The sequence below is a fragment of the Acinetobacter sp. AOR18_HL genome, assembly GCF_027855145.1.
GTDB classification, from domain to species: domain Bacteria; phylum Pseudomonadota; class Gammaproteobacteria; order Pseudomonadales; family Moraxellaceae; genus Acinetobacter; species Acinetobacter pittii.
The window spans coordinates 61101-74069 of record NZ_JAKTIG010000065.1; the positions used below are offsets into that span (position 1 = coordinate 61101).

The 12969-nt window shown below is 39.7% G+C and carries 12 protein-coding genes; 4 read left to right on the top strand and 8 right to left on the bottom strand.

The genetic code is table 11. The features are described from left to right. The 6 genes from kdpB to MKL51_RS16870 form a co-directional block, all read right to left on the bottom strand. Nucleotides 1-2040 carry a potassium-transporting ATPase subunit KdpB gene (gene kdpB / locus MKL51_RS16845; protein ID WP_080973588.1) on the bottom strand — a complete coding sequence of 680 codons (2040 nt, stop codon included), beginning with the start codon at nucleotides 2038-2040 and terminating at the stop codon, nucleotides 1-3. A gap of 8 nt (nucleotides 2041-2048) precedes the next feature. Beyond that, entirely contained in the window at nucleotides 2049-3758 is a 1710-nt protein-coding gene (gene kdpA, locus MKL51_RS16850; protein ID WP_032005429.1) for a potassium-transporting ATPase subunit KdpA, read from the bottom strand. A 258-nt stretch (nucleotides 3759-4016) separates the two neighbouring features. Beyond that, complete coding sequence (locus MKL51_RS16855) at nucleotides 4017-4454, bottom strand: 2-amino-4-hydroxy-6-hydroxymethyldihydropteridine diphosphokinase (protein ID WP_032005427.1); 438 nt, start codon at nucleotides 4452-4454, stop codon at nucleotides 4017-4019. Next, entirely contained in the window at nucleotides 4411-4791 is a 381-nt protein-coding gene (gene folB, locus MKL51_RS16860; protein WP_000338783.1) for a dihydroneopterin aldolase, read from the bottom strand. The genes MKL51_RS16855 and folB overlap by 44 nt, the downstream gene beginning before the upstream one ends. Before the next feature lie 15 nt (nucleotides 4792-4806). Continuing rightward, nucleotides 4807-6105 carry an ABC1 kinase family protein gene (locus MKL51_RS16865; protein ID WP_002119658.1) on the bottom strand — a complete coding sequence of 433 codons (1299 nt, stop codon included), beginning with the start codon at nucleotides 6103-6105 and terminating at the stop codon, nucleotides 4807-4809. Nucleotides 6106-6163: 58 nt separating this feature from the next. Continuing rightward, a complete protein-coding gene (locus tag MKL51_RS16870; RefSeq protein WP_004791496.1) occupies nucleotides 6164-6940 on the bottom strand; it encodes a HesA/MoeB/ThiF family protein in 777 nt (258 codons plus the stop codon). Nucleotides 6941-7113: 173 nt separating this feature from the next. Here MKL51_RS16870 and MKL51_RS16875 point away from each other — a divergent pair, with 173 nt between their 5' ends. Further along, the gene (locus MKL51_RS16875; protein ID WP_017385442.1) at nucleotides 7114-7692 is read left to right on the top strand and encodes a flavin reductase family protein; all 579 of its coding nucleotides are present in this window, start codon (nucleotides 7114-7116) and stop codon (nucleotides 7690-7692) included. Between the two features lie 90 nt (nucleotides 7693-7782). Here the strand turns inward: MKL51_RS16875 and MKL51_RS16880 are convergent, their stop codons facing one another. Both MKL51_RS16880 and MKL51_RS16885 read right to left on the bottom strand, forming a co-directional pair. Beyond that, nucleotides 7783-8919: an acyl-CoA dehydrogenase family protein gene (locus MKL51_RS16880; RefSeq protein WP_025466499.1), complete on the bottom strand. Its 1137-nt coding sequence runs from the start codon at nucleotides 8917-8919 to the stop codon at nucleotides 7783-7785. Nucleotides 8920-8938: 19 nt separating this feature from the next. Beyond that, the gene (locus MKL51_RS16885) at nucleotides 8939-9709 is read right to left on the bottom strand and encodes a 3-hydroxyacyl-CoA dehydrogenase (RefSeq protein ID WP_017385444.1); all 771 of its coding nucleotides are present in this window, start codon (nucleotides 9707-9709) and stop codon (nucleotides 8939-8941) included. A gap of 169 nt (nucleotides 9710-9878) precedes the next feature. Here MKL51_RS16885 and MKL51_RS16890 point away from each other — a divergent pair, with 169 nt between their 5' ends. The 3 genes from MKL51_RS16890 (at nucleotide 9879) to MKL51_RS16900 (ending at nucleotide 12967) form a co-directional block, all read left to right on the top strand. Continuing rightward, a complete protein-coding gene (locus MKL51_RS16890; RefSeq protein ID WP_017385445.1) occupies nucleotides 9879-10907 on the top strand; it encodes an AraC family transcriptional regulator in 1029 nt (342 codons plus the stop codon). 242 nt (nucleotides 10908-11149) lie between these two features. Further along, nucleotides 11150-12124 carry an aliphatic sulfonate ABC transporter substrate-binding protein gene (locus MKL51_RS16895; RefSeq protein ID WP_017480846.1) on the top strand — a complete coding sequence of 325 codons (975 nt, stop codon included), beginning with the start codon at nucleotides 11150-11152 and terminating at the stop codon, nucleotides 12122-12124. Nucleotides 12125-12127: 3 nt separating this feature from the next. Then, nucleotides 12128-12967, top strand: a complete 840-nt coding sequence (locus tag MKL51_RS16900) for an ABC transporter permease (protein ID WP_017480845.1) — start codon at nucleotides 12128-12130, stop codon at nucleotides 12965-12967. The last annotated feature ends 2 nt before the right edge of the window (nucleotides 12968-12969 follow it).

The window sequence follows — 12969 nt, forward strand, 5'->3', positions numbered from 1 at the left end:
TTACAAACCAAATAATTGAACAATCACTACATCAATTGCTTTAATGGCAAGGAATGGCAGAACCACACCGCCCACACCATAAATCAACATATTTCGACGTAATAACTGAGTTGCCGTTGAAGGTTTAAATTTCACGCCTCGGAGTGCGATTGGAATTAATAGCGGGATAATAATCGCGTTAAAAATTAATGCAGATAAAATCGCGCTGTTTGGGCTTGCTAAATGCATTACATTCAATACTTGCATTTGTGGAATCGCAGCAGCGAACAATGCAGGCAAGATGGCAAAGTATTTAGAGACGTCGTTTGCTAATGAAAATGTTGTTAGAGCACCACGGGTAATCAGCTGCTGTTTCCCAATCTCGACCACAGCAAGTAGTTTGGTTGGGTCTGAGTCTAAATCGACCATATTGCCAGCTTCTTTTGCAGCTTGTGTACCTGAATTCATGGCTAAGCCAATATCGGCTTGAGCTAATGCTGGTGCATCGTTGGTTCCGTCACCGACCATTGCAACTAAACGACCTTGTTGTTGTTCGGTGCGAATACAAGCCAATTTGTCTTCTGGTTTTGCTTCGGCAATATAATCATCTACACCAGCTTCAGCAGCAATCGCGGCCGCAGTTAATGGGTTATCACCTGTGACCATGACGGTTTTGATGCCCATTTCTCTTAAACGAGCAAAACGTTCTTTAATGCCGTGTTTAATTACATCTGAGAGTTCAATTACGCCCAATACATGGTGTTGATTTGCGACAACCAATGGTGTTGCCCCTTTTTTGGCAACTTGTTCAACACGCGCTTTTAATTCCAAATCTTGAGAATAATCTTCATCTACAAACTTCAAGATTGCATCTAATGCACCTTTACGAATTTGGTCACCATTTGGTAAATTCACACCAGAAATTCGAGTCGAAGCACTAAAAGAGATAAATTCGGCCTGCTCAGGTTCTTGCAGTTTTAAGCCTTGCTCTTTTGCTAACTTAACAATCGATTTCCCTTCTGGTGTTGGGTCAGCAAGTGAACTTACCCAAGCAGCAGCTCTCAACTCAGACTCGGTTACCGAAGTTAAAGGATAAAAAGAAGTCGCTTGACGGTCACCATAAGTAATGGTTCCTGTTTTATCGAGTAAAAGCACATCAATGTCACCCGCAACTTCTACCGCTTTACCTGATTTTGCCAAAACATTGGCTTTGAGTGCACGGTTCATCCCCGCAATACCAATCGCAGGTAACAAGCCACCAATGGTTGTAGGAATCAAGCAGACCAATAACGCCACGAGCACGACTGGATCAAGTTCAATATGCAAATACTTGGCAATAAATGGCAAGCTAATCACGACAATTAAAAACGTGATTGTCATTACCATTAACAAAAAGCCAAGTGCGATCTCATTCGGAGTTTTCTGGCGATTTGAGCCTTCGACCAAAGCAATCATACGGTCTAAGAAACTTTGACCAGATTCAGCAGTCACTTGCACAACAATACGATCTGTCAGAACTTTGGTTCCGCCAATAACACCTGAACGGTCTGTTCCAGCTTCACGTAACACAGGTGCTGACTCACCTGTAACAGCCGATTCATTAATAGTGGCAAAGCCTTCTACAATCTCACCGTCAGCTGGAACAAGCTCACCTGCATGTACTTCAATAAAATCATTTAAATGAAGTTCGGTTGCTGCAACTTGAGTCGCTTGACGGTCTGTCAAAGAGTTGAGTCTTCGAGCCGTTAAATTTTCTCTTGCTGCACGTAATGAAGATGCCTGTCCACGACCTCTGGCCTCTGCAACCGCTTCAGCATAATTAGCAAATAAAATGGTAATAAACAGAATTGCTGTAACCGTGAAACCAAATAACAGCGTGGTGTAACCCAAGACTGTACTAAATGCTGTAACCACTGTTCCAAGCCATACAATTGCCATCACAGGGTTTTTAATTGCATGCTGCGGTAGCAGTTTCATAAATGCATTTTTCCAAACTTCAAAATTTGGCACTGCCATGGTTTGTTTATGGCTATTTACATGAGTTTGTGTATTCATTTTCACTCGCCTCCTTAGCCTTTAACCAACAAAAGTTGATCGGCAATAGGCCCAAGGACAAGAACTGGCATAAATTGTAATAAGGTAAGCAACACAACAATCGTAATCAGCGTTAAAGCAAAGGTTGGAGTTTCAACCTGAAGACTACCTGCTGTTTCGGGTGCTTTTCTTTTTGCTGCTAAACGTGTCGCAATCATTAATGGCAAAATTAATGTCGGGAAACGTCCTAAAAGAAGAGCAATACTACAAGTGACATTCCACCATACAGTGTTGTCTCCAAGACCTTCAAAACCTGAACCATTGTTTGCAAATGCAGAGACATATTCATAGAACACTTGGCTAATACCATGTGGTCCCGGATTACTAATTCCAGATATGCCTGGAATGCTGAGGCTTAATGCGGTAAATGCAAGAATGACTAAAGGTTGAATCAAGATAATAATCGCGAGCAACTTAATTTCTGCCGCTTCAATCTTGCGCCCAAACAATTCAGGGGTACGACCTGTCATTAAACCTGCAATAAATACTGCGAGTAACAGATAAATCATAAACTGTTGCAGACCACAGCCCACACCACCCCAAATGGCATTAATCAGCATGTTAATGAGTTCGACTAAACCGGTAAGCGGTGCAGAAGAATCATGCATCATATTGACCGAACCGTTATTCACCTGTGTAGTAAGCGCTGCCCAAACTGCTGATGCTGCTGGTCCAAATCGTTGTTCTTTACCTTCCATTACGGCAAATTGAGATGCTGTCGATGACATACTTTCAGACCAGACAGCCGCTGCACCTGAAATAATCGACATGAAAAGCATGCTACCAAAGACAAAGTAAGCAAACTTTTTACGCTGAGTAAAATGCCCGACCATAAAAATGACTGTGATTGGAATAAGTAAGATCGCAATCATTTCTAGTAAATTAGAAAATGGTGTTGGATTTTCTAAAGGCACAGAACTATTTGGACCATACCAACCGCCACCATTACTACCCAATTGCTTGATCGCTACCATTGGCGCAACTGGCCCTAAAGGAATTTTTTGGGTTTGTACTGTATTGGCTTTATCAATAAGTTGTACTTCTGGCCCACCTTGGAAAGTTGCTGGCACGCCTTGGCTGTTAAGCAACAATGACCAGACAAAACAGAGTGGAAGCAAGAATCGGACTGTAGGGCGAATTACATCTGCCCAATAGTTACCAATTAAAATTTGATCTGGCTGCTCAGCAACATCGGCCGTAATATGGCTTGGACGCTGATAAAAGAAAGCTCTTAATGTCGCAACAACCAAAGCCAGCCCCATCATTGGAGTAATGACTTGCAAACCTACAATACCTGTCATTTGCGACAAATAAGATAACTGAGCCTGACCAGAATAATGCTGTTGGTTGGTGTTTGTTAAAAATGAAATAACAGTGTGTAGCGCTAAATCCCAACTCATATTTGGTGCATGGTTCGGGTTTAATGGTAGCCATGCTTGCGTCATAAAAATAGCAAGAATAGCCACTGCAAGAAAAATACAGCTCACAACAAATGCTAGAGAATATTGTTTCCAATTCATTTGTTGTTGTGGAGATACACCTAATAAGCGGTATACAGGATTTTCAATCCAACGAAATAATCCATCACCCCACATCGGCTGATTTGCCATCACTTTGGATAGATATTTACTGAGGCACCATGCTAGAAAAATAGCAATAAATAAAACAAGTATAAGTTCTAACATGGCTATTCTCCTCTATACCCCTTGGCTTGATTTGCCAAACTGGAAATAAGGAGAGATGAGGAAATATCATTTGTTTTAAGTCCGCATAAGACAATGCCAGACTGATGCAAGATGCGCATTTGAGAATTTATAAGCATCTTTATTGTCCTGAAATAACACTAATTTAGTGAATTTCAGTATCGATAAAATGCCCGTAAATTCTCTATTGAGGAAGTCAAAGCCCGCGTAAAGTTTGCGTAAAATTTAGTTTGAAGGGTATTAAACTTTAAAATTAACGACTGGATAAATCATGCTATCAGCCTTTAAGGTTTCACAATGCCAAAGTTCATATAAAGGAATTTTTACATCGAGTGCCAAAGGTAGCTTTTTATAATTAAATTGCATATGGTCCAGATCACTTCCCCATGCAATCAAATCTACATCTAAAGAAATATGATGCGACGGACGAACACGCCCCGACTCTGACTCAAGTTTCTTTAGAAAAGATTCAATTTGGTCACACGATAAAGTGCTTTTTAATAGACATGCCGAATTCCAATAATCATCTCCAATACCATCTCGGCATGGAATTTGATAAACAGATGAAAACTGCACTTTCCCCAATGTTGCCAATTGCGTATAAGCAAAAGTAAAGTGCTGATCTGCGTCTAAATTACTCGCTAGGGCGAGCGCAAAAATTGTTTCTGGTGCGTTCAAGACGAATTCCTACAGCATTTGCTTCTGCAATGATGGCTGGCTTACGGATGGTTATGGTAATTTTTTCAATTGATGGAAAGGTTTCAAACAAACATTGTAAAACCAAATGTGCTGCATGCTCGATTAATTCAGGTTTGGCTTGTTGAATGGTTTGAGCCGATAACTCACAAATCTGCGCATAGTTGAGAGTGTCCTCAAGCTTGTCAGACTCTGCTGCTCGGCTCAAATCATTATGGATGGTTAAATCCAACATTAAAGGTTGAATGATTTGTCTTTCCCAGTTGAAACAGCCAATCACTGTCTCAACTTTCAAGCCTTCAATAATAATGGCATCCATAAATTTAAACTGACCTTAGTGCTTTAATAACGAAGCAGGTTCCATATTTTGAACCATTTTCAAACGCTGGTCTGCATAAATATCAGTATATGGTGCGAGTACGCGCATAAAACGATCGAAATAAAGCATTTGCTTAAATAATAAAGCAAAATCACGTGGGAATTTAATACCGTGGCGTTCGCCTACACCTACCATATCCATCATAATGTCATTTAAATCGGCTGGATTTGAAGACAATATCTGTTGCGGATCGGCCATTAATACGCCATTAAACAAACGCTCTAGATCTTGAGCCAACACCTGAACGTCAATTTTGTTATGGGTCATACCCATTTTCAGCATATTTTCAGCCATTGCCTGATAATCAGTTTTTTGTAAGGCATCCATAAATGCAATACATGCAGTCCAAACTTCAGGTTTTAACTGACCGACGATACCAAAATCAATAAAACCAATACGCCCATCTTCAAGCAACATTAGGTTCCCAGCATGTAAGTCGGCATGGAAACTCTTACATAGCATGAGACTACCAAACCATGTATTCATGGCAGTAATCAATACTTGCGATGGATCTTTAGCATATTGTTTTACAACACTAAAGTCTGTCAAAGACACACCGTATAAACGTTGCATAGTTAAGACACGGCGTGTAGAAAACTGATGATAAACTTTAGGCGCTGTCGCTGCTTTATTTTGTGAAATATTAAGATATTCCACAAAATCATCTAGGTTTTGTGCTTCTTCAATGAAATCGACTTCACGGACCATACGGCTTTTAATTTCATCTACAATTTCAGAAAGAGCTGCGAATTTGATCTTTGGTACAGCACGTTCGAGCAGCTTGGCAGCCCAATGTACTACACTTAAGTCTGTATATAAAATGGTTTCAACACCAGGCTTTTGTACTTTGATAACGACATCTTCACCTGTGGTCAGCTTAGCTGCATGAACCTGAGCAATTGACGCAGAAGCTAATGGCTTTTCATCGATATAGCTAAAAATCTGGCTTAAATCGCGCCCTTCAAACTCAGATGCAAGCACGCCTTGAATATAACTAAATGGCAGAGTTGGTGTCTGATCTAAACAACCTTGGAATTCTTCTACATATTCACGTGGGAAAAGCGATGGAGTACTCGCAATAAACTGACCAAGCTTAATATAAGTTGATCCAAGTGACTCAAAAGTCTCTCGCATGAGTTTGGCATTACTTGGTTTTTCAGTTGCGTATTTAATTCCAGCTTTGGCCGCAACCACTGCTGTTTCACCAATGCGGGCGACTGAACGTAGCCCATCAAACAAAATATTTTTTTTCATATTTCTTCAAAACCAAATCATTCAGGTTGAGTGTAGCAAATTTTGTTTAATTTACTGATTAGCTTGCCTGACAAAGTGGGCAATTTACATCTTTATCAAAACTAACAATACGTTGTGTCATATTTAAACCATCCCACAATAATAGTTTCTGCTTTAAAGGTGTACGATTTAAACCTAAATATAGCAAAGTGTGATGTGCTTGTAATGACGCTATCATTACAGGAGTAGTTGCAAGTACCCCTGACTCTGCACAGCGAAGGCCTTCATTACTATGTTGTTCTTTCGGGAAAAGACATTCATAGCAAGCTGAATCACCTTCAACCATAAACATTTGTGCCTGAAAACCAATTGCTGAAGCACTAATTAATGCGACCTGATGTTTCTTACAAGCTGCATTTACTAAATAGCGAGTTGTAAAATTATCACAGCCATCTAAAACCACATCTTGGTGTTCAACAAGTCTATCAATGTTATGTTCGTCTAAACGTTCGTTGTAGTATTCAACACAGATATAAGGGTTAATTTTCTGTAAACGTTTAGCCAAAATTTCTGCTTTATAACGTCCGATATCTTCATGACCAAATGCAATTTGACGCTGTAAATTACTTATCTCGATCGTATCTGCATCAATCAGTGTAATTTTCCCAACTCCTGCTCGCGCAAGTAGCTCTGCACTACTACAGCCTATTCCACCAGCACCTACAATCAGCACATTAGCAAGTTTGAGTTTTTCCTGAGCTTCAATATCCCATCCATCAAGTAAAATCTGACGGCTATAGAGATGCATTTCTTCATCACTTAACTCTACAAAATCGATATCTTGAAGCTCGGTCACACGTTAATCCTTTCACTTAGAAGCGAAATGATTTTATGATTAAGTTCGTTATTATGAAAGCTATAAAATAGAAACAACTTTTTTATTCTAATAAAGCTTATTTATCAACATTGCATCTATCAAGCTTTCTGCAACAATAGAAATATCTATTTTCTTTATTACTTAGGCTAAATATGACGCAATCATATATTGCACCTGTAGAGTTAGAAAAAGCTTATCGTTTATTAAATCATGGCCCAACTGTGCTTGTTTCTGCACAACATGGTGATGACCGCAATGTGATGGCTGCCGCTTGGGCATGTGCCTTAGAGTTCAAACCAGCTAAAGTGTCCGTAGTTCTCGACAAAAGCACTAAAACCCGACAACTCGTTGAGCAAAGTGGCTATTTCACACTACAAGTTCCCTGCTATGCACAGCTCGATCTGACTCATCAACTTGGAACCATTAGTAAGTTGGATGATCCAGAAAAACTTGAGCATTGCGGTGTTGAGCTATTCTATCAAGAAGGCCTTACCAGCCCGCTTGTATCAGGTTGCATTGCATGGCTTGTCTGTAAACTTATTCCAGAACCACATAATCAGTCAGCTCATGATTTATTTATTGGTTCTGTTGTAGGTGCATGGGCAGATAGCCGCGTTTTTAGAGATGGGCACTGGCATTTTCAAGATGCGCCAAAAGAACTTCGCAGCCTGCACTATATTGCAGGCGGAACTTTTTATTTGATTGGTGAGGAAGTCAAAGCTCAAATTTAATCCTTAAAAAGTGAGTTTCATTTAATTGCAAAAAACCGCATAACAATTGCGGTTTTTTGCAGTCAACAACATTTTTTAAAAATCTAATATTTAAACTTGAGCCACTTCACGCGCAATCACCAAACGTTGAATATCAGAAGCACCTTCATAAATCTGGCTTACACGAACATCACGATAAATTCTCTCTACAGGGAAATCACTCACATATCCATAACCACCATGAATTTGAATCGCATCCGAACACACCCGCTCAGCCATAGTAGATGCAAATAGCTTTGCCATTGAGGCTTCTTTTAAACAAGGTAGCTCCGCATCTTTTAAAGTTGCAGCATGTAAAACCAACTGATGTGCCGCTTCAATCTGGGTCGCCATATCGGCTAAACGGAAACCAACCGCCTGATGCTGAACTAATTCGACTCCAAAAGCTTTACGCTCATTTGCATATTGCACCGCTGCATCAAAAGCCGCTCTTGCCATACCTACCGATTGAGCTGCAATACCAATACGTCCAGCTGCCAAATTAGATAATGCAATTTTATAACCTTCACCCTCTTGCCCCACCAAATTTTCTAAAGGAATTCGGCAGTCCTCAAAAGTAATGGTCGCTGTATCTGAAGCATGTTGACCCATTTTGTCTTCAATACGAGTCACCAAGTAACCTTGTGTATTGGTGGGTACAAGAAAGCACGAAATACCTTTTTTACCAGCTTGTTTATCTGTGACCGCGAACACCAAAGCCACTTGGGCATTTTTACCACTGGTGATAAATTGTTTTACGCCATTAAGCACCCAATGGTCGCCATCTCGCTCGGCTTTACATAAAATCGCGCTCGCATCGGAACCGACATGTGGCTCAGTTAAACAAAAGCATCCTAGCCATTCGCCAGAGGCAAATTTTGGCAAATAGGTTTGTTTTTGCTGCTCTGAACCGTATGCCAGTGTAATACCGCAAATCAAAGAGTTTTGTACGCTTACAATTGTCGAAATAGCACCATCGCCTGCGGCAATTTCCTCAATTGCGAGTACCAAAGATACATAGTCCATTCCGGCACCGCCCCATTCATCGGGCACGGTCATCCCCATAGCGCCTAGTGCACCTAAATCTTTGAGTTCCTGAGCTGGAAATTCATGAGTTTTATCGCGATGTGCAGCAGTTGGCTTTAACTGATTTTGCGCATAGTTACGCATCATCTCCTGAACCATACTTTGTTCAGCATTTAAGATCATTTCAGCATCCTTATTTTTATTATTTTGCTGCCATACGAATTGCACCATCTAGACGGATGACTTCACCATTTAAGTAAGAGTTTTCAGCAATATGTGCCACCAAACGAGCAAACTCTTCTGGTTTTCCTAAACGAGATGGGTACGGCACCATTTGCCCCAAAGCATCTTGTACATTTTGTGGCATACCCTTAAGCATTGGGGTTTCCATAATTCCCGGTGCAATGGTCATAATACGAATAGCATGTCGCGCAAGCTCACGAGCAATCGGCAATGTCATCGCAACAATAGCGCCTTTTGATGCAGAATACGCAGCCTGACCAATTTGACCATCAAATGCGGCAACAGAAGCAGTGTTAACAATTACACCACGATCTTCTTCACCTTCTTCAACCGTGTTTTTACTCATTGCATCTGCTGCAAAACGCAGCATGTTAAATGTACCTGTAACATTAATATTTAAAGTCTTTGCAAATAATCCCAAGTCATGAACGCCCTCACGGCCAACCACTTTCGCAGAAGGGCCAATACCGGCACAGTTCACCAAACCATGCAAATGACCATGTTTTGTCAACACATCTTTAAAGAACTGTTCAGCAGCAGCTTCATCGGTCACATCAAGTTTTACAAAGTCAGCTTTTGGCCCCAACTGTTTTGCTTGTTGCTCGCCTGCTTCTGTATTCATGTCTACCAAGGTAACTGAAGCACCTTGCTGGACTAAATACTCAGCTGTTGCAGCACCTAAACCAGAGCCACCACCTGTAATTACGAAATGTTTCCCTTGAATTTTCATTGTGTAATGTCCTATAGAAATGTTCTTTAAACTTAGTAGTGAGAGTAAAAGTTGTTGTTTTCCGATACAATTTCAAAAAGCCTCAAAATGTTTGCAGCTTTTGATCAATCCAAATTTTAAATATGCAGTATTTCACTTGAAATATATGAAGAAAATATGAGTCTTTGACATGGTTGTCCAATCTTCTTTAAGTAAAGGCACAATTTCGATTGCACTAGTACATGAAGCACTGAGTGCGGCTTATGCCAAAGGCCTAAATACACAAATAATTCTAAATAAAGCAGGCATCCCCGCTGAATTACTGATGTCGCCAAAGGCACGTGTGCCTGTTACAACCTATGCCCAATTGTGGATAGAGCTTGCCAATGCCATGAACGATGAGTTTTTTGGGATGGATAGCCACCCCATGCGTCGTGGAAGCTATAAATTACTGACTAAACTCGTCAGTACGGCTGAAACTTTAGAAAAAGCACTCTACGATATTTTGAAGTTTTTTAACTTTGTTCTAGATGACATGCATGGAGAACTCATTCGAGAGCAAGACAAAGCTTATTTAGTGATTCATGATCGTGAACAGCCTAAACGCATGTTTACCTACGCAACCTTTTTAATATTAGTGCACGGACTTATGTGTTGGTTGGTAGACCAGCGAATTGGTTTAAATACTATTATGGTACGTTGTCCTAAACCTCAAGATATTCAGGACTATTTCGTTCGTTTTGGTGAAGATATTCAATTTAATGCTGAGATAAATCGAGTTGAGTTCGATGCCCACTATTTAGATATTAAAATTAAGAAAGATAAAAAAGCGCTTTATGATTTTTTAGAGCAAACTCCGCAAAATCTTTTAGTTCGCTTTAAAAATGAAAATGCCTTAAGTGTACTTATTCGTCGCCATTTATTGAAACTCCACCCTGCACAATGGCCCGAACTCAAAGATGTAGCTCAGCAACTCAATATTTCAGAAGCCACCGTTCAACGTCGACTGAAACATGAAGGTGTAAGCTATCAACAAATTAAAAATGAAATCCGCTGTGATATTGCTGTTCAACGCTTAAGCAAAACGAATGACTCAATTCAAGATATTAGTGAAGATTTAAGCTTCCATGACCCAAGTGCCTTTCACCGTGCTTTTAAAAAATGGACTGGGGTCAGCCCAGGTGCATATCGAGATAATTTAACTGGACACAAGCAATAACATATACATCGAATGAAGCTTAAGGCGTTAGAGTTTAAGCTTATGATATTTATGTATTTTAAATTCAATATTTCAGATAAATGCATTATTTAAAATTTGATAATAGTCATAAAAACAGTGATTTATAATTTTATTCAAACTTTTATCTTTCAAACTGATTTATAAATCAAAATAACTAAGTTCATAAGCCTCTAAACACGTGAAAGGATGATCTCCTATTTCATTTCGGTTTTATTTTTATCATGTCTTTAAAATCAAAATTTTCTCTACCAAAGACTTTGTTGGCATCAACATTGGGGTTTGTATTTGCTTCATCTGCTTTTGCAGCAATTCCGACTACGCTTAAACTTGATTATGCTTACTATGCACCAACCAGTTTAGTAGTTAAAGATCAAAAACTTCTCGAAAAAGCACTGCCAAATACCCAAATTAAATGGGTTTTTAGTCAAGGTAGTAACCGCTCATTAGAATATCTCAACAGTAACAGCATCGATTTTGCTTCTACCGCTGGATTAGCTGCTGTATTAAGTCGAGCGAATGGTAGTCCAATTAAAACGGTTTATGTACAAAGCCAGCCGGAATGGACCGCCCTTGTTGTCGCAAAAAATTCACCAATTAAAAGCCTAAAAGATTTAAAAGGTAAAAAAATTGCAGCCACCAAAGGAACCGATCCTTTCTTATTTACACTACAAGCACTAGATACAGTCGGTTTGAGTAAACGTGATGTACAACTGGTTCATCTACAACACCCAGACGGCAAAACTGCATTAGAGCGTGGCCAAGTAGATGCTTGGGCTGGACTTGATCCATTAATGGCTTCTGCTCAAATTCAATCGGGTGCCAAATTGCTTTATCGTAATGTTGGATTTAATAGCTATAGTGTACTGAGCGTTAAAGAAGATTTTGCAAAGCAAAGCCCTGAAACGGTAGAGGCCATTATTAAAGCCTATGAACAAGCCCGAAAATGGGCAAAAGCCAATCCAGATAAAGTGGCAGCACTTTTAGCTCAAGAATCAAAACTTCCTTTACCTGTGGCTAAACTACAACTGAGCCGAACCAACTTCGATCAAAGCATTCCATCAGCAACTCAAGCACAAGCGCTAAAACGTTCTGGGAAAATTTTGACTGAAGAAGATTTGGTTAGAAAAGGTACCAACGTCAATCAAGTGGTTGATCAGTTGCTAGACCCACGTTTTGCTCAAAAAGTCGTGAAATAGTATATGAGTGATTCACTTAACAAAGCTGAGCTAAATCACTTCTTAGCTCAGCAGGCTTCAAAATCTCAGAAAAAGCATCTAAACCACAAATTTACACGGTGGTTTAAAGCGCTACTCATTCCACTCATCTTTTTAACGGCTTGTGAGTTTTTAGTCAGAAATGGCTATATCGATGCTTATCTACTCCCTGCACCGTCTAGTTTATGGCAATCTTTTTTAGATTTAGCTCATAGCGATCTATTTGCCCATATTTATATTAGTACATGGCGTGTTCTGTTGGGCTTTATTATAGGAAGCGGTTTAGGTTTAATTTTTGCAATTTGGGTTGGATTAAGTAAAGAAGCAGAAGCATATTTAGAACCAACTTTTTCAGCAATTAAATCAATTCCAAGTCTTGCTTGGATTCCCCTGTTATTGCTTTGGTTAGGAATTGACGAAGGTTCTAAAATTACATTGATTGCAATCGGAGCATTCTTTCCAACCTATACCAATACAGTTGCAGCAATTCATAATGTAGATAAAAAGCTCATTGAAGTTGGAAAAGTTTATCGGCTTAATGCTTTTCAGCGGATTATATCTATTATTTTACCGGCAGCCTCTCCGGGCATTTTAACGGGTTTACGCAACAGCTTAAGCTTATCGTGGATGTTTATGATTGCAGCTGAACTGATTGCAGCTACTCAAGGGATTGGCTATTTACTCAGTGATGGCAGAGAAACCTCTCGCCCAGATATTGTTATCATTGCAATTATTTTATTGGCGCTATTGGGTAAAGTAACCGATACCTTAATGAAACTTATAGAAAACTGGTTGTTACGTTGGCGTAATACGCTACAAAAATAACT

Excerpts from the sequence above, each read along its gene's own strand:
- MKL51_RS16890 (WP_017385445.1), top strand. The coding sequence starts at position 9,879 with ATGGTTGTCCAATCTTCTTTAAGTAAAGGCACAATTTCGATTGCACTA.
- MKL51_RS16875 (WP_017385442.1), top strand. The coding sequence starts at position 7,114 with ATGACGCAATCATATATTGCACCTGTAGAGTTAGAAAAAGCTTATCGT.
- folB (WP_000338783.1), bottom strand. The coding sequence starts at position 4,791 with ATGGATGCCATTATTATTGAAGGCTTGAAAGTTGAGACAGTGATTGGC.
- kdpA (WP_032005429.1), bottom strand. The coding sequence starts at position 3,758 with ATGTTAGAACTTATACTTGTTTTATTTATTGCTATTTTTCTAGCATGG.
- MKL51_RS16895 (WP_017480846.1), top strand. The coding sequence starts at position 11,150 with ATGTCTTTAAAATCAAAATTTTCTCTACCAAAGACTTTGTTGGCATCA.
- MKL51_RS16885 (WP_017385444.1), bottom strand. The coding sequence starts at position 9,709 with ATGAAAATTCAAGGGAAACATTTCGTAATTACAGGTGGTGGCTCTGGT.
- MKL51_RS16900 (WP_017480845.1), top strand. The coding sequence starts at position 12,128 with ATGAGTGATTCACTTAACAAAGCTGAGCTAAATCACTTCTTAGCTCAG.
- MKL51_RS16865 (WP_002119658.1), bottom strand. The coding sequence starts at position 6,105 with ATGAAAAAAAATATTTTGTTTGATGGGCTACGTTCAGTCGCCCGCATT.
- MKL51_RS16880 (WP_025466499.1), bottom strand. The coding sequence starts at position 8,919 with ATGATCTTAAATGCTGAACAAAGTATGGTTCAGGAGATGATGCGTAAC.